Origin of the sequence: Bradyrhizobium sp. i1.15.2, assembly GCF_040548425.1 — a bacterium.
GTDB lineage: Bacteria > Pseudomonadota > Alphaproteobacteria > Rhizobiales > Xanthobacteraceae > Bradyrhizobium > Bradyrhizobium canariense.
Map to the genome: position 1 here is coordinate 42,408 of NZ_JBEPRQ010000004.1, position 15,646 is coordinate 58,053.

A 15,646-nucleotide genomic window follows, 5' to 3' on the forward strand; every position below is an offset into this window, starting at 1 on the left:
ACCGGCACTTGAAGGCGCTGACGCGGTCCAGCGAGCAGCAGCCGTGATCGGCTATGCCGTCCTGTCCACCGTGGACGACGTATCCGCCGGCGGATATTTCGTCACGGGCACCATGAATGACTTGTTGCCGACCTGGTAGATGATCTTGCCATTCTGCCCGTCGTCGGTCGCAATCTGCGCCTGCCCGAACATGATGACGTTCTTGTAGACGGTGCCGGTGCCCTGACGGGTGACGCCATCGGTGGTGACGCTGACCTGCGCTTCGTTGCCGTTGACGCCGAGCACCCTGAAGCTCGCGCTCTTGCCATTGTCACTTGAATAGCCACCCCAGCTTCCCATCAGACGGCTGTCCGAGGCCGGCGGCGCCTGCTTGTCCAGCGTCGCGGTCTGCTTGCCAGCGCCCGCGGAGGATAACAGCACCAAACTCTTGCCGTCTTTGGTGCCGACCGTGATGTTACCGAAGGTGAGAAGCGAACCGGCGACCTCGCCAAAGCCGCGCTCGGTGTGCCCGTTATGGGTGTACTCGACCTGCGCCCGGGCACCGCGGATGTTCACGACCTTGAAGCCGACGGGCTGGTTGTTGCCCGCCCAATTGCCCTTCCAGTCACCGAGCAGGGCGCTCTGGTGATACACCCGCTCGTTGGCGGGCGAAATCTGGCTGGTGCTCGATGAGACGATGGCCATTGGATTGCTCGGCGGATTTGTCTGACAGGCCCGCTTGGTTCGCGCCCCGACAGGAACGTCAGAACAGTATCCGGAAACAATTGGAAGCAGCCGATTAGGGCCACGCAACAGTTAACGCATGGTTAAAATTCCATCGCGGGCAAATAGGGCAAAAGGTCTCGTCCGGGGGCCGCGCTCAGCGACCCCAGCGGTCTGACCAGATCTTCTCGCCGATCATGCAGTTCACACGCGGCTCCCTGTCCTTCTCCGCAACGCGCATCACCGGGCGCTCCGGCATACGGCCTGCAACCTCCATCAAGAGCTTGGTGCGGATGGCTTCCTTGAACTTCTCGCGATCCTTGATCGTGATGACAAAGGAACCGGGGCCGCCGATGACACAATCTTCATAGTAGAAGTCGAGATTGTCGATATCCATGGTCGAATAGGACGGCTCCTTGACCATGATCGGGAGGCCGTTGATCACGATGCCCTTCTCGATCGCCGCGTCCCGCGCAATCGTGACCGGAGTGCCATTGTTGTTGGGACCGTCGCCGGAAATATCGATCACACGGCGCAAGCCCCGATAGGGATCCTCGTCGAACAGCGGCATCGCGAAACTGATCGCGCCGGAGATCGAAGTGCGCGAGGCGCGCCGGATCGGCGTCTTCAGGATTTCGGCGGCGACGGCATCGGCGGTCTCCGGTCCGTCGATCAGGCGCCAGGGAATGATGATCTTCTGGTCGGTCGAGGCGGCCCACTCGAAATAGGTCACCGCGATCCGGCCGTTCGGGCCCAGCTTCAGCGCCTGCAGGAATTCCTTCGACTGGATCGCCTGCGCATAGCCTTCGCGCTGGATCGCGAGCTCGTCCATGTCCATGGAGTAGGAGACGTCGACAGCGAGGATCAGCTCGACATCGACCGTCTGCGCGTCCCTGTCGGCTGCTTGCCGTTGCGGCTGAATTTTAGGCGACTCAAATTTGGGTCCTGGTGCCGCGATGCCCGCGACGTCCCCTCCGGCAAACATGCCGGTCACCAGCACAGCCCCGATCGAGAACAGCAAGCGCATCGCAGCCTCCCGTCGTATGACGCGATGGTGACATGCAATCGCCTTGCCGCAAAGTCCGAAGATCGCTTGCGCTTCACATTCCAGTTAGGGATTTGCGCGTTGGGATCTGCGGGTCGGGAATTGCGAAGCATTACGCAAAGCTGCCGCCATGTTGCCGCGCTCGCGCCGCTGACTGCGCGATCGCTGGCACGGGTATGCCGTCATGCGCCATGCGCCCCGGAAGAACGGGCCACTAGACAGAGCACCCTCGCCCATTTGTCCGGCGCCATTTCCATGCTAGGCTGGCGACACAGATGGGGATGGAGTCCCCCGACAACCGCCCGGCGGCCTGTGACCGTAATGGGCTGATGACTCCTGCTTGAGGAGGGGCAATTTCTAAGCCTTTGCCTTCGGTGGGAGCATGGACAAACCCGCCGCTGGCGGGTTTTTTGTTGCCTGGACGCGAAGGCCAAGGAGAGGTCAAGCAGAGGTCAAGCAGAGGCCGAGGAGAAGTCCTGGACGTGACGACGACAACACCGAATGCTGCACGTGCGGGGCTGCCCAGGGGAATCTGGGTGCTCGGTTTCGTCTCGATGCTGATGGACGTCTCTTCCGAGATGATCCACGCGCTGCTGCCGGTCTATCTCGTCACCGTGCTCGGCGCCTCCACGCTCACCGTCGGCTTCATCGAGGGCATTGCCGAGGCGACCGCCTCGATCACGAAGATCTTCTCCGGCGCGTTGTCCGACTGGCTAGGCCGGCGCAAATTGCTCGCCGCGCTGGGCTACGGACTCGCCGCGCTGACAAAACCGCTATTCCCGCTTGCCCCCAGCGTCGGATGGCTGGTTGCCGCGCGCTTCATCGACCGCGTCGGCAAGGGCATTCGCGGCGCGCCGCGCGATGCGCTGATCGCCGATATCGCACCCATCGGCCTGCGTGGCGCGAGCTTCGGCCTGCGGCAGTCGCTCGACACTATCGGTGCCTTCGTCGGGCCGCTCATGGCGATCGGCCTGATGTGGTGGACGGCGGACAATTTTACGATGGTGTTCTGGGTGGCCGTGCTGCCGGGCTTCCTGTCGTTCGGACTGATCGCGTTCGCGGTGAGCGAGCCGGAGCCGGACCCTGGCCGGGAGCCCTCAAGGAATCCACTGAATACCGCCGCGGTGCGCCAGCTCGGGTCCGTATACTGGCGCGTGGTCGCGGTTGGCGTCGTGTTCACGCTGGCGCGCTTCAGCGAGGCCTTCCTGATCCTGCGCGCGCAGAACATCGGGCTCAATGCGATGTGGGTGCCGGCCGTGCTGGTGCTGATGAACATCGTCTATGCGTTGTCGGCCTATCCGGCCGGCGTGCTCTCGGACCGGATCAACCGCACCGGCCTGCTCGCGCTCGGCCTCGTCTTCCTCGCCGGCGCCGATCTTGCGCTCGCGCTGCTGCCAAACCTTGGGGGCCTCGCCCTCGGCGTCGTGCTGTGGGGACTGCATATGGGGTTGACGCAAGGCCTGCTCTCGGCCCTCGTCGCCGACGCGGCGCCACCGAGCCTGCGCGGCACCGCGTTCGGCTATTTCAACCTGTTCACCGGCCTTGCCTTGCTGGCCGCAAGCGTGATCGCCGGCGCCTTGTGGGATGCCTATGGTCCGGCCGGCACGTTCCTGGCGGGGCTCGGCTTCGCGCTGGTCGCGCTCGTGGGACTATTCGCCGTCGGCGGCGGGCTGGCAACGGAGGAGAAACGATGACGGGGGGCTGTTCGCCGTGCTGAGCGGAGTGCTTGCGATCATGATCGGCAGCATGCTCGGCGGCTGCGCGCGCTATTTCATCTCCGGCGCGATCGCCCGGCGGCTGGGCGAGACGTTTCCGTGGGGCACCGTGACCATCAACGTCACTGGCGCCTTTCTGATCGGCATTTTTGGCGCATTGGCGACCCATCCCGGCTCGGCCTTCGCCGCGCCCGATCCATGGCTGTTCGCGGTCACCGGCTTTCTTGGCTGCTACACCACGGTGTCCTCGTTCAGTCTGCAAACGCTGACGCTGGCGCGCAACGGCGAGGCGATGCACGCGCTCGGGAATGTCGCGGTCTCGGTCGTGCTCTGCCTCGCGGCCGTCAGTTGCGGCTTCCTCCTCACGGACACTCTGGCAGGCTAGAGGCAGATGAAGTCCCCCTCCTTTGCCGATCGCTGGCGCACCGCGACGCTCTATGCCTGGATTGCCGCCGGCAGCATGGTCGGCGGGCTGACGCGCTATCTGGTCGGGCTTGCGCTCGACACCGGGCCCGGCTTCCCGGTCGCGACGCTGTTCATCAACGCCACGGGCTCACTGATGATCGGCTTCTACGCGACGCTGACCGGGCCCGACGGCCGCCTGCTGGCCCGGCCCGAGCACCGGCAGTTCGTCATGACCGGGTTCTGCGGCGGCTACACGACCTTTTCGACCTTCAGCCTGGAGACTTTCCGCCTGCTCCACGGCGGCATGAAATATACGGCGCTCGCCTATATCGCGGCATCCGTCATTTGCTGGCTGGTGTCGGTATGGGCAGGCCATATGATAGCCAGCGGCACCAACCGCTTGCGAAGGAGCTAATCATGCAGATCCCCAATCAGGCAGTTTCGCTCCGGATCTTCATTGGCGAGAACGACCATTTCGACGGCAAGCCGCTCTATGAAGCGATCGTGATGACGGCGCGCGAGCGGCATCTGGCCGGCGCCACCGTGCTGCGCGGCCCCATGGGCTTCGGCAAGTCGAGCCGGCTCCATACTTCGAAGATTCTGCGGCTCTCGGAAGACCTGCCGCTGCTGATCGAGATCGTCGACAGCGAGGACAACATCAATGCATTCCTGCCCATCCTGGATGGCATGATGTCGAGCGGCCTGATCACCTTGGAGAAGGTGCAGGTCCTGCAATATGGTGAGAAGGCCGCGCGCTGAGCGCGCCGGCAGGAACCCGAGCCCGCCATATCCGGGAGGCGGAATGAACGATACCGTTGTCAAACCGAAAACCAGGACGAAGACCAAGGTCGAGCGGCCGAAGCTGCATAAGGTCATCCTGATCAACGACGACTTTACGCCCCGCGAATTCGTCACGATGATCCTCAAGGCCGAGTTCCGGATGACCGAGGATCAGGCCTACAAGGTGATGATCACCGCCCACAAGCTCGGCGCCTGCGTGGTCGCGGTTTTCACCAAGGACGTCGCCGAGACCAAGGCTACCCGCGCAACGGATGCCGGCCGCACCAAGGGCTATCCGCTGCTGTTCACGACGGAGCCGGAGGAGTAGCGCTCAGCGACCAGCGCCGGTGCTTCATCCGTCAGCCCATACACGCGCTGCGCCTTTGAAAAGCCCGCGATCGGGAATTCGCCGAGTTCGTGCCAGTCGCGGCGGCAGACATTGGCGAACATTTCCGAGGCCACGACGGTCCGCCCCAGGCGACCGGTGATCTTCTCGAGCCTGGCGGCAAGGTTCACGGCGGGACCGATGCAGGTGAAGTCGAGGCGATTGCCGCCACCGATATTGCCGTAGAGGATGTTGCCGACGTGGAGCGCAACGCCGAAGCGGAAGCGCTCGACGACATCGCCGACAGGGTACGCGAGCGCCTCGACGCTGGCGCGGGATTCGCGCGCCGCCTCCAGCACCCGCGTGCAGACATGCGCGGCATCGCCGACATATTCGTCGATGGGGAATACCGCGAGCAGGCCGTCGCCCATGAATTTCAGCACCTCGCCGCCATGGCCGCGGATCGCGGCGACCTGGCAGTCGAAATAATGGTTGAGGATCTCGACCACGGTCTCGGCCGGCAGCCGGTCCGACAGTGCGGTGAAGCCGCGCAGATCGGAGAGCCAGATCGCAGCCTGCATGGTGTCGTTGTGGCCGCGGCGGATCTGACCGCCAAGGATGCGCGCTCCGGCACGATTGCCGACATAGGTGTCGAGCAGCATCTCGGCGGTGCGGCGCAGGCTGATGATCTCAGTGATGCGCGCGAGCGGTTTGATGATGCTGTGAATCGCCGCGATGTGTTCATCGGTGAATCCGCCTGGATGGCGCGTGGTCCAGCTCGTCGCGTGGACCGAGCCGTCGAGAAACTGCATTGGCGTCGCGACGTAGTCGGTTACGCCTTCGGCACGCATATCGTCGAAAAAAGGGAAATGCTTGCTGCCGGGATCGTCCATGCGTCCGCGCACCTCAAGTCCCTGCTCGAACACGACCCGCAGCGGACTTCTGGCGAATTCCGGCGTCTCCAGGATCTCGAAATCGACCGTGCCGATCTCGACCTCCTCGCCCTCCCGCCAGATGAAGTTGCGACCGAAAATTTCGGGATGCAGCGTGCGGATGAAGATGCCGAACCGCCATAGCGGCAGACCGGCTGCGACCATCCGTTCGCAGGCTTCCGCCGTCATCTCGGCCGGGGTCTTCGACGACCAGGCGCCGTCGATCAGCCAGCTGGTGATGCGTTGGAGCTCGGAACTTTCCATGCGCGCATTTGCGGACGAAGTTGTGGGATCGTCAAGCTGCGCGGTGGGCCAGTGGCGCGATACAAGCGCCTCGCAGAACGCTAGCGCCCGACCTGGCCGCGGTCGCGCAGGAAATGATCCGCCAAAACACAGGCCATCATGGCTTCGCCGACGGGTACGGCGCGGATGCCGACGCAGGGATCGTGGCGGCCCTTGGTCATGATCTCGGTGTCGGCGCCGTTGCGATCGACGGTGAGACGCGGCTGCAGGATCGACGAGGTCGGTTTGACCGCGAAACGCACCACCACCGGCTGCCCTGTGGAGATGCCGCCCAGCACGCCGCCGGCGTGGTTGGAGAGAAAACGCGTGCCGTCATTGCCCGTGCGCATCTCGTCGGCGTTCTCTTCGCCGGTCAATTCCGCCGCGCCAAAGCCGGCGCCGATCTCGACGCCCTTCACCGCGTTGATGGTCATCATCGCGCCCGCCAGATCGGAATCGAGCTTGGCGTAGATCGGCGCGCCAAGGCCAGCCGGCACACCTTCGGCGACGACCTCGATCACCGCGCCGATCGAGGAGCCGCTCTTGCGGATGCCGTCGAGATAGGTCTCGAAGAATGCGGCCTTGTCCTTGTCCGGACAGAAGAACGGATTCTTCGCGATCTCGTCCCAGTCCCACTTCGCGCGGTCGATCTTGTGCGGCCCCATCTGCACCAACGCGCCGCGCACCTTCACATCGGGCAACACCTTTCGCGCGATCGCGCCGGCGGCAACGCGCGTCGCCGTCTCGCGCGCCGAGGAGCGGCCGCCGCCGCGATAATCGCGCAGGCCGTACTTTGCTTCATAGGTGAAGTCGGCATGACCGGGGCGAAACTTGTCTTTGATCTCGGAATAGTCCTTGGAGCGCTGGTCGGTGTTCTCGATCAGGAGCCCGATCGGCGTGCCCGTCGTCACCTGCACGCCGGTCTCCGGATGCGCCATCACGCCGGAGAGGATCTTGACCTGATCCGGCTCCTGGCGCTGGGTCGTGAAGCGCGACTGGCCTGGCCGCCGCCGGTCGAGATCGCCCTGGATATCGGCCTCGACGAGCGGGATCATGGGCGGGCAGCCGTCGACCACGCAGCCGATCGCCACCCCATGGCTCTCGCCGAAGGTCGTGACGCGGAACATGTGGCCGAAGGTGTTGAAGGACATCGCTGCTCGCTGGCTCGGTTCCCGCGTGTGGTAACGCGCGGGGCGCCGGTGGTCAAACCCGCAGCCCCCACGGAGACGGCGAACCGGCTTAACTAAACTTCTCCAGCCGCCCGTCCCGGAACACGTAGACGGCGCCCTGCTCGATGTAGAGTTCGGCGGCTCTCGCCGGCGTCTCCAGGCCGAGTGAAACCATCAGGGCCCGGCAGGTCCCACCATGGGCGACCGCGACGGTGTCGGTCCGGAGCTGCTCGTACCAGGCGCGCACGCGGACCTGCACATCGGCGTAGGTCTCCCCGCCCGCGGGGCCCACCGTCCATTTGTCGGCGAGGCGCCGGGCATATATTTCGGGATCGGAGGCCTCGCTCTCGGCCAGCGTCAGTCCCTCCCAGGTGCCGTAGCCGATCTCGCGCAAGCGATCGTCGAGCGTATAGTCCGCAATCGGCAGTTCGAGCTTGCTCCGCGCCAGTTCCATGGTCTGTCGCGCGCGGCCAAGCGGACTCGACACGTAGGGTAATGCAGCCTTGTCGCGGCCCTCGCGCCTGAACAGGTCGGCGAGAATGCCGCCGGCCTGCACGGCCTGACCGCGACCGCGCGTGTTCAGCGGAATGTCCTTGATACCCTGAAGCCTCCCGAGGGCATTCCACTCGGTCTCGCCGTGGCGAAGGTAATAGATCGTGGGCACGGGCATTGCTGGGTAAAAAGTTAGTCCTTCCCGCCGAACGAAATGTCCGGCGCGTCCGGGCGCTTCATGCCGAGCACGTGATAGCCGGAATCGACGTGGTGCACCTCCCCGGTGACGCCGCGCGAGAGGTCCGAGAGGAAATACAGCGCGCTGCCGCCGACGTCTTCCGTGGAGACGTTGCGCCGCAGCGGCGCGTTGGCCTCGTTCCACTTCAGGATATAGCGGAAATCGCCGATGCCGGACGCCGCGAGCGTCTTGATCGGCCCCGCGGAGATCGCGTTGACGCGGATGTTCTTCTCGCCGAGATCGGCGGCGAGATAACGCACGCTTGCTTCGAGCGCCGCTTTCGCGACGCCCATGACGTTGTAATGCGGCATCCACTTCTCGGCGCCGTAATAGCTGAGCGTGATCAGCGAGCCGCCGTCGGTCATCAGCTTCTCGGCGCGCTGCGCCACGGCTGTGAACGAGTAGCAGGAGATCAGCATGGACTTCGAAAAATTCTCCTGCGTGGTGTCGACGTAGCGGCCGTCGAGCTGCTCGCCATAGGCGATCGCATGCACCAGGAAGTCGATCTTGCCCCACTTCTCCTTCAGCACCGCGAACGCCGCATCGATGGTCGCGGCATCGGTGACGTCGCAATGGCCGAGTACGAGCCCGCCGATCTCGGCGGCAAGCGGCTCGACGCGCTTCTTCAGCGCATCGCCCTGATAGGTGAAGGCGAGCTCGGCGCCGGCCGCGTGACATGCCTTGGCAATGCCCCAGGCGATCGAGCGGTTGTTGGCAACGCCGAGGACCACGCCCCGCTTGCCCTGCATCAGACCTGAATTCTGCGCCATTTTGCTAACGTCCCGTCGAGCTCCCGGTAAGGTTTGGAGGTACACCAGCCCTCCGTGGCGGTACAGTCCTAATACGCGGCGTTAACGCTGTTTCACGCGCCGGAATAGCCGTTCCGCTCGGGTGTTATGATCGTTGTGGCGCTCGCGCCGGACATCAGGACGTCAAGATCGCAATGAGTGCGTTTCGCCAGAGCGTTGAAGCCATGATCCCGGCGTTGCGCCGCTACGCCCGCGCGCTCACGCGCGAGGCGGATGCGGCCGACGATCTGGTGCAGGATACGCTGGTGCGGGCGCTGCGTTCGGAGCGCCTGTTCCTCGGGGGCGACGTCAGGAGCTGGCTCTATACGATCCTGACCAACCTCAACAAGAACCGGCGGCGCTCGCTGGCACGGCGCCCGCAATTCATGCAGCTGACGGAGAACAACCCGGACGCCAGCGGGACCGAAGCCGAAGGGCGCGATATCGAGAGGGCGCTGGCGACGCTCGTCGAGGAGCAACGCTCGGTGCTGCTCCTGGTGATGCTGGAGGGCATGAGCTACCGCGAGGTCGCCGACATCCAGGGCGTGCCGATCGGCACCGTGATGTCGCGCCTGGCACGCGCCCGCGCCCACGTTAAAGCCTCGCTGGAGGGTGAGCGCCCGGCGCTCAGGCGGGTGAAATGATGGCAGGATTGATGCATCGCGCCGGTCGTTTCTCCTGCATGGCATGGGAAGCGGCGCAGTTGAACCACGAAGAACATTTTGGGCCGCAGAGCCAGAGACGATCGATATGAACGACCGCAAGATCCCAGTGACCGAGGACGAACTGCACGCCTATGTCGACGGCGAGTTGCCGGCCGAGCGCCGCGCCGACGTCGAAGCCTGGCTTGCCGCGCAGCCTGAGGATGGCGAGCGCGTGCAGTCCTGGCGCGCCATGGCCGAGATGCTGCACGCCCGCTACGATTCCGTCGCCCAGGAGCCGGTGCCGGCGCGGCTGGAGCTCGAACGGCTGGAGCGCCGCCCGCGGCACTGGCTCTATGGCGCCGCCGCGGCCGTGCTGGTGGCCTTCGTCGCCGGCGGCACCGCCGGCTGGCTGGCGCATGGCGCCGCCAACGCGCCCTCGACCTTCCAGAGTTTTACGACTGACGCACTCGACGCCCACCGCCTCTATGTCGTCGAGGTTCGCCATCCCGTCGAGGTCGGCGGCAACGAGCGCGACCACCTCCAGGCCTGGCTGACCCGGCGCTGCGGCTGGACCGTGTTTGCACCGAACCTGGAGGCGAGTGGACTAAAGCTCGTCGGTGGCCGGCTTTTGCCGGGGCCGAACGGGCCGGCGTCGTTCCTGATGTATGAGGGTGCCTCGGGCGAGCGGTACACGATTTACACCGCCAAGACCGAGAATGGTGCAACGCAGATGCGCTACGCCCGAACGGACAAGGACGGGGCGCTGTTCTGGTCGGAGCGCGGCGTCGGCTACGTCGTCAGCGGTGGCGGCGACCGGGATCGGCTGACCAAAGTGGCGCAGGCGGTCTACGACCAAGCAGAGAAAAGCGGCACCTAGACAACTACGCAAGCGCGGTGCCTCGATTCCGACATTGAAAATTTGGAATGAAGACATCGGCGCGTCTCATTATCGCACCGGATGATCACGCGAAAATGAGCAGCGTTCGATCCGCCGATCGACGCGGGCGGCCTCGATTGGGGTTTTTGGTACCGCGCTGGTCCCCCTCTCGAGGCCGCACCTTTTTATCGGCTGCCCCGCCGGACAGCCGACACGTCGAGCACGTGAGCCAAGAAGAGCTACCACGCCTCGGGCATATGATGAGCATCATCTCGATGGACGACGCTCTCAGTCGTTAGGAGAACCCCTTCACACTTTCTGGATCACGCTTAGCCAAGCCCGCTACGTGGATTGTAGGGGCGTTGGTCCCGCCACTTCTCCATCAATGCTTCAAGCTCGGCGTCGTTCCCGTCCGGTAGCATAATCCTGACAGTGACGAAGAGATCCCCGGTTCCGCCAGCTTTTGGCAGTCCCTTGCCCTTAAGCCGGAAGGTCCGGCCGCTAGAGGTGTTTTGCGGGACCGAAAGCTCCACGGCATTGCCGAGGGTGGGCACGCGGACCTTGCCGCCAAGCACCGCCTCATAAAGCGTGACCGGCAGGTCGATCCGGAGATCGGCGCCCTCGATCTTGAAGAACGGATGCGGCGCGATGCCGATCGTGATCAGGAGATCACCCGGCGGATGGCCCTGGGCGCTCTCGCCCTGTCCCCGCAACCGGATCTGCTGGCCCTCGGTCACGCCGGCCGGAACCTTGACGTTGAGTTCCTTGCCGTTCGGCAGCCGGACGCGCTTCTCGCCACCCTTCACCGCCTCCTCCAGCGAGACGGTCATAGCGACATTGACGTCGAGATCGAGCCCGATCCCGCCGGTGTCGAATTCGAACTGGGCACCGCCGCCGGCCCCGGGGCGCGGACGCGGCCCACCGCCGAACATGCTGTTGAGGATGTCCTCGAACGCGCCGCCGCCCGGACCAGGGCCCGCGCCGCCACCGCGGAACGTATAGCTCTCGAACCCGCCGGGACCCGCGCGACCGCGCGGCCCGCCGCCGCCGGGAAAGCCCTGGAAGCGCGGCTTGCCGTCGGCGTCGATCTCGCCGCGGTCGAATTGCTTGCGCTTGTCCTCGTCGCCGAGGATCTCGTTGGCCGAATTGAGCTCAGCGAAGCGCTCGGCCGCCTTCGGGTCGTTCTTGTTGCTGTCAGGATGGTGCTTCTTAGCAAGCTTGCGATAGGCGCTCTTGATCGCGGCAGCGTTGGCGCTCCGCGGCACCCCCAAGACCTCATAGGGGTCGCGCATCCGTCACGTCTCCTTCAAGAAATCGAATTGTTCAAAGGGCTCCCCGCCCCCAACTGAGCCTCATGTGGGGGGCGAGTGGTATTTTTGCAACTAGCCTGGTGAAGCGATTCCTAGCTCCGCCACGGCTTTAGCGTATGAATCTCCCAACTGCCACGGCTGCTTTGGCAGCCCGCGCCCTGGAGCCAGCTTTCGGTGCTGCCGTTGACGTAGCTCGCCAGGAAGTCGCGGCACTTGCGGCCGTCCTCGGCGGCATAGGATTGCGCGATCGGAGTGACCGAACCGCGCGCCCCGGTTTCCGGATTCTCCCAATGCTGGCTGGAATCCTTGTCGTTCTTGCTGAGGACGTCGGAGGCGGCGTTGCGGGCGAAGGCGAGATCGGTCTCGGTCGGTGCCGCCGCCCTGGCCGGCATTGCGATCGAGCCGGTGAGGTCGCTGTCCTCGGCCTTGGCGTAGGCGCTCTTGTCGTTGCGGGAGAAGCTGCAACCGCCGGTGCCGAGCCCGATCAGAATGATCGTCATGACGAAGCCGGACGGCCGGATCGCCGATAGGCCAACGCGTCCCCATACCCTATATAGGGCGGTAGCAGACAACAGCGCGTTTTGGACCGCAGGACGCAACTCGGACCCCAGACATGACCGACACGACCTCGATGAAACACCAGACACCCTTAACATCCGGTGATTTCACCGCCGCCGACGAGCCGTTTGCGCTGTTCGAGGCCTGGATGAACGAAGCCATCAAGAGCGAGCCGAACGATCCGAACGCCATGGCGCTCGCAACCGTCGATCCCGATGGCCTGCCGGATGTGCGCATGGTGCTGATGAAGGGCTTCGATACCGATGGTTTCGTCTTCTACAGCCACATCGCCAGCCAGAAGGGCCGCGAACTCGCCGCAAATCCTAAGGCGGCGTTACTTTTTCACTGGAAGTCGCTGCGCCGGCAGGTCCGCATCCGCGGCAACGTGACGCCGGTGACCGAGGCCGAAGCCGACGCCTATTTCGCCACCCGCCCGAAACAGGCGCAGATCGGTGCCTGGGCGAGCAAGCAGTCGCAGGAGCTGGAGAGCCGCTTCGCCTTCGAGCAGGCGATCGCCAAGGTCGCCGCCAAGCACATGATCGGCGAGGTGCCGCGGCCGCCGGGCTGGAGCGGCTGGCGCATCACGCCGTCGCGTATCGAATTCTGGCATGACCGCCCATTCCGCCTGCACGACCGCATCGAATTTCGCCGTGACGCGGCCGGCCAGAAATGGTCCAAGACGCGGATGTATCCTTAGTATTTTGTTCGAGCATGATCCCTTCGGAAAACCGCTGCACGCTTTGCGCTAACGCGGCCCTCCGGGTCCGGATCATGCTCCAACCTGAAAGACCTTCATGCCGCAGCCTTCCAACGCGCCGCGCCGCACGCTGCTCCTGACCGGGGCGAGCCGCGGCATCGGCCATGCCACCGTGATCCGTTTCTCCTCGGCCGGCTGGCGCGTGATCACCTGCTCGCGACATCCGTTCCCGGAGGATTGTCCGTGGGATGCAGGCCCTGAGGACCATATCCAGGTCGACCTCGCCACGCCCGCCGATACCACCCGCGCAATCTCCGACATCCGCGACCGTCTCGAAGGCGGGATGCTGCATGCGCTGGTCAACAATGCCGCGATCTCACCGAAGGGCGCCGACGGCTCCAGGCTCGGCTCGATCGACACCGACCTCGACACCTGGACGCATGTGTTCAACGTCAACTTCTTCGCGCCGATCATGATGGCGCGCGGGCTGCTCGAGGAACTGAAGACGGCCAAGGGCTCTGTCGTGAACGTCACTTCGATCGCGGGCTCGCGCGTGCATCCCTTCGCAGGCGCCGCCTACGCCACCTCGAAGGCCGCGCTGGCATCCCTGACGCGCGAGATGGCCTCCGACTTCGGCCGCGTCGGCGTGCGCGTCAATGCGATCGCGCCGGGCGAGATCGACACCTCGATCCTGTCGCCGGGCACCGAGAAGATCGTCGACCAGCAGATCCCGATGCACCGGCTCGGCACGCCCGACGAGGTCGCCAAGATCATCTACGTGCTGTGTACGGACACCAGTTCTTACGTCAACGGCGCCGAGATCCACATCAACGGCGGCCAGCACGTGTAGGCGAAGCATGGGTCGGCCCACCGAACTCGTCACGGTCGAGACCAGCCACGTAGTTGGCGTGGAGGACCTGACGCGGCGCACGCTGACCTATTCGTCGTCATCACCAGATGCGCTGGGCGACAATGTCGAGGCGATGCTACGCGACGTCCGGGAGCACCTGGCTTCTTTCAGCGGCAACGGGGTCGTGGCCGAGACCATCGTCTCGACGGCGCAGATCGTGAAGCGCTAGCTGATTTGCCGAAGGGCGGGAGCAAGGCGATCCAGACAACGCCGCCGCAAGACCTGGATCGCCCTTGGCTTCCGTTCCTCAATCGAGTCGAATCCGACGTGACCTCTCGCGTGGCTGCGGAGCGGCCGTGCTGATTGCAGTCGAACAATCGTCGTCGTTCTCACCGTCGAGCAGCGGAGCACCACAGTGTCGGCACATGCGTGCCGACATCGACGACGCCTTGCCGCTCGTCACGACGTGGCGATAGCTCGCCAGATCGATGACGTTGGGGGGCGTCGTTATGTGTTTTTCAACCATGGCTGTTCCTCGCGGCTTACCTGCTCCTTATCGCAGACAAGTTTCGCGTAAACGTTCAGCCCACCGCTCAAATTTTACCGGAGGAATTGGGGCGGCGAGCACACATCGCCGTGCGGCCGCAATCCCGCTCTATTCTGCGACACCAGACACTGTGTCTCTGCGTCCCGCGTAAGGTCTCGGTAGCTATTACAGCCACTTCTTCCACTTGAAGATCCAGTACGGAACGATCGCCGCAATCAGCATCAGCACCAGCGCGAACGGATAGCCGTGCGCCCATTCGAGTTCCGGCATCGACTTGAAGTTCATGCCGTAGATCGAAGCGATCAGCGTCGGTGGCATCAGGACAACCGCCATGACCGAAAACAGCTTGATGATGTTGTTCTGCTCGAGATTGACGACGCCGAGCATGGCGTCGAGCACGAAGGTGATCTTGCTGGAAAGATAGGAGGCATGATCGGTCAGCGAGACGACGTCGCGCTGCATGGTCTTGAGCTGCTCGCGCATGTCCTTCGACCATTTCACGCCCTCCACCACCGCCGAGAGGAAGGCGACGACACGGCCGATCGAGACCAGGCTCTCGCGAACCTTGGAGGTCAGGTCGCCCTTGCGGCCGATCGAGATCAGGATTTGCGAATATTGCTTGGCATGACCGTGGCGCTCGCTCTCCGGCTCGAAGATGTCATGCGAGACCTGGTCGATCTCGGCGCCGCAGCGCTCCAGGATGTCGGCGCAGCGGTCGATCACGGCATCGAGCAGTTCCATCAGCACCATCTCGCCGGTGATGGCCGGCGTGCAGGAACGGGCCAGCTTGGCCTCGACCAGCGCAAAGGGCTTGGGCTGGTCATAGCGCACCGTCACCAGGCGGTGGTCGCCGAGAATGAAGGTCACCGCCGTGGTTCGGGGCATGTCGGTATCGGAGTGGCACATCAGCGTCGCGGTCATGTAGCGCGCGCCGTTCTCCATATAGAGGCGGCTCGAGATCTCGATCTCCTGCATGTCCTCCCGGGTCGGGATTGCGATCCCCGAGAGCTTCTCGACGGCTTTGTCCTCGGCCGCGGTCGGGTTGACCAGGTCGATCCAGACCGCATGCTCCGGTACTGCCGCGAGATCCTCGACGATGGCCTTCTTGAGGGAGGAATCGGAGGGAACAAACACAGAAAACATGCACAACTCCAGGAGGGGCCTGCGACAGACTGACAGCCCTTAGCGCGATTCTGACAAGTTGATGATGACAAGCACATTAACGGAGCGTTTGCATTTGTGGCGGCGCCGTGGCCCAACTGTGGCACGGAATCGACACATGTGCCCGTT

Annotated in this window: 20 protein-coding genes and 1 riboswitch; of the genes, 10 read left to right on the forward strand and 10 right to left on the reverse strand. The window is 64.3% G+C overall.

Annotated features, from left to right (window positions below; all coding sequences use genetic code 11):
* Window positions 1–51 precede the first annotated feature (51 nt).
* Together ABIB80_RS10010 and ABIB80_RS10015 are read right to left on the reverse strand one after the other, a co-directional pair.
* Complete coding sequence (locus ABIB80_RS10010) at window positions 52–684, reverse strand: hypothetical protein (RefSeq protein WP_007594660.1); 633 nt, start codon at window positions 682–684, stop codon at window positions 52–54.
* A gap of 175 nt (window positions 685–859) precedes the next feature.
* On the reverse strand, window positions 860–1,729 hold the full coding sequence (locus tag ABIB80_RS10015) for a DUF1194 domain-containing protein (protein WP_007594662.1): 870 nt from the start codon (window positions 1,727–1,729) through the stop codon (window positions 860–862).
* A 286-nt stretch (window positions 1,730–2,015) separates the two neighbouring features.
* A riboswitch (Fluoride riboswitch) is annotated at window positions 2,016–2,093 on the forward strand.
* A gap of 136 nt (window positions 2,094–2,229) precedes the next feature.
* Here ABIB80_RS10015 and ABIB80_RS10020 point away from each other — a divergent pair.
* The 5 genes from ABIB80_RS10020 to clpS are packed head-to-tail and all read left to right on the forward strand — an operon-like array spanning window position 2,230 to window position 4,975.
* Window positions 2,230–3,441, forward strand: a complete 1,212-nt coding sequence (locus ABIB80_RS10020; protein ID WP_354127314.1) for an MFS transporter — start codon at window positions 2,230–2,232, stop codon at window positions 3,439–3,441.
* A gap of 7 nt (window positions 3,442–3,448) precedes the next feature.
* On the forward strand, window positions 3,449–3,847 hold the full coding sequence (crcB, locus tag ABIB80_RS10025; protein WP_198288302.1) for a fluoride efflux transporter CrcB: 399 nt from the start codon (window positions 3,449–3,451) through the stop codon (window positions 3,845–3,847).
* 6 nt (window positions 3,848–3,853) lie between these two features.
* Window positions 3,854–4,282: a fluoride efflux transporter CrcB gene (gene crcB, locus ABIB80_RS10030; RefSeq protein WP_007594668.1), complete on the forward strand. Its 429-nt coding sequence runs from the start codon at window positions 3,854–3,856 to the stop codon at window positions 4,280–4,282.
* A 2-nt stretch (window positions 4,283–4,284) separates the two neighbouring features.
* Entirely contained in the window at window positions 4,285–4,626 is a 342-nt protein-coding gene (locus tag ABIB80_RS10035) for a DUF190 domain-containing protein (RefSeq protein WP_007594670.1), read from the forward strand.
* 43 nt (window positions 4,627–4,669) lie between these two features.
* Entirely contained in the window at window positions 4,670–4,975 is a 306-nt protein-coding gene (clpS, locus tag ABIB80_RS10040; protein WP_354127315.1) for an ATP-dependent Clp protease adapter ClpS, read from the forward strand.
* Here the strand turns inward: clpS and ABIB80_RS10045 are convergent.
* The 4 genes from ABIB80_RS10045 to fabI all read right to left on the reverse strand — a co-directional run bounded on the left by ABIB80_RS10045 (window position 4,939) and on the right by fabI (window position 8,855).
* A complete protein-coding gene (locus ABIB80_RS10045; RefSeq protein ID WP_354127316.1) occupies window positions 4,939–6,168 on the reverse strand; it encodes an adenylate/guanylate cyclase domain-containing protein in 1,230 nt (409 codons plus the stop codon). The two genes, clpS and ABIB80_RS10045, sit on opposite strands and share 37 nt — an antisense overlap.
* An 80-nt stretch (window positions 6,169–6,248) precedes the next feature.
* Complete coding sequence (gene aroC / locus ABIB80_RS10050) at window positions 6,249–7,337, reverse strand: chorismate synthase (RefSeq protein WP_219678584.1); 1,089 nt, start codon at window positions 7,335–7,337, stop codon at window positions 6,249–6,251.
* Between the two features lie 88 nt (window positions 7,338–7,425).
* Complete coding sequence (locus ABIB80_RS10055) at window positions 7,426–8,025, reverse strand: histidine phosphatase family protein (RefSeq protein ID WP_219678586.1); 600 nt, start codon at window positions 8,023–8,025, stop codon at window positions 7,426–7,428.
* A gap of 14 nt (window positions 8,026–8,039) precedes the next feature.
* Window positions 8,040–8,855 (reverse strand): enoyl-ACP reductase FabI, encoded by an 816-nt coding sequence (gene fabI / locus ABIB80_RS10060; protein ID WP_007594677.1) that lies wholly within the window; start codon window positions 8,853–8,855, stop codon window positions 8,040–8,042.
* A 173-nt stretch (window positions 8,856–9,028) separates the two neighbouring features.
* Between fabI and ABIB80_RS10065 the strand changes: the two genes are divergently transcribed.
* Together ABIB80_RS10065 and ABIB80_RS10070 are read left to right on the forward strand one after the other, a co-directional pair.
* The gene (locus ABIB80_RS10065; RefSeq protein WP_007594679.1) at window positions 9,029–9,517 is read left to right on the forward strand and encodes a sigma-70 family RNA polymerase sigma factor; all 489 of its coding nucleotides are present in this window, start codon (window positions 9,029–9,031) and stop codon (window positions 9,515–9,517) included.
* Between the two features lie 106 nt (window positions 9,518–9,623).
* Window positions 9,624–10,394 (forward strand): anti-sigma factor family protein, encoded by a 771-nt coding sequence (locus ABIB80_RS10070; RefSeq protein WP_007594681.1) that lies wholly within the window; start codon window positions 9,624–9,626, stop codon window positions 10,392–10,394.
* 329 nt (window positions 10,395–10,723) lie between these two features.
* On the opposite strand, the gene ABIB80_RS10075 is transcribed toward ABIB80_RS10070, so the two are convergent.
* On the reverse strand, window positions 10,724–11,686 hold the full coding sequence (locus ABIB80_RS10075; protein ID WP_219678588.1) for a DnaJ C-terminal domain-containing protein: 963 nt from the start codon (window positions 11,684–11,686) through the stop codon (window positions 10,724–10,726).
* A 110-nt stretch (window positions 11,687–11,796) separates the two neighbouring features.
* Window positions 11,797–12,204: an RT0821/Lpp0805 family surface protein gene (locus ABIB80_RS10080; RefSeq protein ID WP_007594695.1), complete on the reverse strand. Its 408-nt coding sequence runs from the start codon at window positions 12,202–12,204 to the stop codon at window positions 11,797–11,799.
* 113 nt (window positions 12,205–12,317) lie between these two features.
* On the opposite strand from ABIB80_RS10080, the gene pdxH reads away from it, so the two are divergent.
* The 3 genes from pdxH (at window position 12,318) to ABIB80_RS10095 (ending at window position 14,038) form a co-directional block, all read left to right on the forward strand.
* A complete protein-coding gene (gene pdxH / locus ABIB80_RS10085) occupies window positions 12,318–12,959 on the forward strand; it encodes a pyridoxamine 5'-phosphate oxidase (protein ID WP_007594697.1) in 642 nt (213 codons plus the stop codon).
* Window positions 12,960–13,056: 97 nt separating this feature from the next.
* Window positions 13,057–13,809 carry an SDR family NAD(P)-dependent oxidoreductase gene (locus tag ABIB80_RS10090; RefSeq protein WP_219678590.1) on the forward strand — a complete coding sequence of 251 codons (753 nt, stop codon included), beginning with the start codon at window positions 13,057–13,059 and terminating at the stop codon, window positions 13,807–13,809.
* A 7-nt stretch (window positions 13,810–13,816) separates the two neighbouring features.
* Window positions 13,817–14,038, forward strand: a complete 222-nt coding sequence (locus tag ABIB80_RS10095; protein WP_246648481.1) for a hypothetical protein — start codon at window positions 13,817–13,819, stop codon at window positions 14,036–14,038.
* Window positions 14,039–14,116: 78 nt separating this feature from the next.
* Here the strand turns inward: ABIB80_RS10095 and ABIB80_RS10100 are convergent, their stop codons facing one another.
* Together ABIB80_RS10100 and ABIB80_RS10105 are read right to left on the reverse strand one after the other, a co-directional pair.
* Entirely contained in the window at window positions 14,117–14,335 is a 219-nt protein-coding gene (locus ABIB80_RS10100) for a hypothetical protein (RefSeq protein WP_106942821.1), read from the reverse strand.
* 186 nt (window positions 14,336–14,521) lie between these two features.
* Window positions 14,522–15,499 (reverse strand): magnesium transporter CorA family protein, encoded by a 978-nt coding sequence (locus tag ABIB80_RS10105; RefSeq protein WP_354127317.1) that lies wholly within the window; start codon window positions 15,497–15,499, stop codon window positions 14,522–14,524.
* Between the last annotated feature and the right edge of the window lie 147 nt (window positions 15,500–15,646).

Bases quoted from the DNA above. Each gene is read 5' to 3' on its own strand.
- ABIB80_RS10010 (WP_007594660.1), bottom strand. From the start codon at position 684: ATGGCCATCGTCTCATCGAGCACCAGCCAGATTTCGCCCGCCAACGAG.
- ABIB80_RS10015 (WP_007594662.1), bottom strand. From the start codon at position 1,729: ATGCGCTTGCTGTTCTCGATCGGGGCTGTGCTGGTGACCGGCATGTTT.
- crcB (WP_007594668.1), top strand. From the start codon at position 3,854: ATGAAGTCCCCCTCCTTTGCCGATCGCTGGCGCACCGCGACGCTCTAT.
- ABIB80_RS10035 (WP_007594670.1), top strand. From the start codon at position 4,285: ATGCAGATCCCCAATCAGGCAGTTTCGCTCCGGATCTTCATTGGCGAG.
- clpS (WP_354127315.1), top strand. From the start codon at position 4,670: ATGAACGATACCGTTGTCAAACCGAAAACCAGGACGAAGACCAAGGTC.
- ABIB80_RS10045 (WP_354127316.1), bottom strand. From the start codon at position 6,168: ATGGAAAGTTCCGAGCTCCAACGCATCACCAGCTGGCTGATCGACGGC.
- aroC (WP_219678584.1), bottom strand. From the start codon at position 7,337: ATGTCCTTCAACACCTTCGGCCACATGTTCCGCGTCACGACCTTCGGC.
- ABIB80_RS10055 (WP_219678586.1), bottom strand. From the start codon at position 8,025: ATGCCCGTGCCCACGATCTATTACCTTCGCCACGGCGAGACCGAGTGG.
- fabI (WP_007594677.1), bottom strand. From the start codon at position 8,855: ATGGCGCAGAATTCAGGTCTGATGCAGGGCAAGCGGGGCGTGGTCCTC.
- ABIB80_RS10065 (WP_007594679.1), top strand. From the start codon at position 9,029: ATGAGTGCGTTTCGCCAGAGCGTTGAAGCCATGATCCCGGCGTTGCGC.
- ABIB80_RS10070 (WP_007594681.1), top strand. From the start codon at position 9,624: ATGAACGACCGCAAGATCCCAGTGACCGAGGACGAACTGCACGCCTAT.
- ABIB80_RS10075 (WP_219678588.1), bottom strand. From the start codon at position 11,686: ATGCGCGACCCCTATGAGGTCTTGGGGGTGCCGCGGAGCGCCAACGCT.
- ABIB80_RS10080 (WP_007594695.1), bottom strand. From the start codon at position 12,204: ATGACGATCATTCTGATCGGGCTCGGCACCGGCGGTTGCAGCTTCTCC.
- pdxH (WP_007594697.1), top strand. From the start codon at position 12,318: ATGACCGACACGACCTCGATGAAACACCAGACACCCTTAACATCCGGT.
- ABIB80_RS10090 (WP_219678590.1), top strand. From the start codon at position 13,057: ATGCCGCAGCCTTCCAACGCGCCGCGCCGCACGCTGCTCCTGACCGGG.
- ABIB80_RS10095 (WP_246648481.1), top strand. From the start codon at position 13,817: ATGGGTCGGCCCACCGAACTCGTCACGGTCGAGACCAGCCACGTAGTT.
- ABIB80_RS10100 (WP_106942821.1), bottom strand. From the start codon at position 14,335: ATGGTTGAAAAACACATAACGACGCCCCCCAACGTCATCGATCTGGCG.
- ABIB80_RS10105 (WP_354127317.1), bottom strand. From the start codon at position 15,499: ATGTTTTCTGTGTTTGTTCCCTCCGATTCCTCCCTCAAGAAGGCCATC.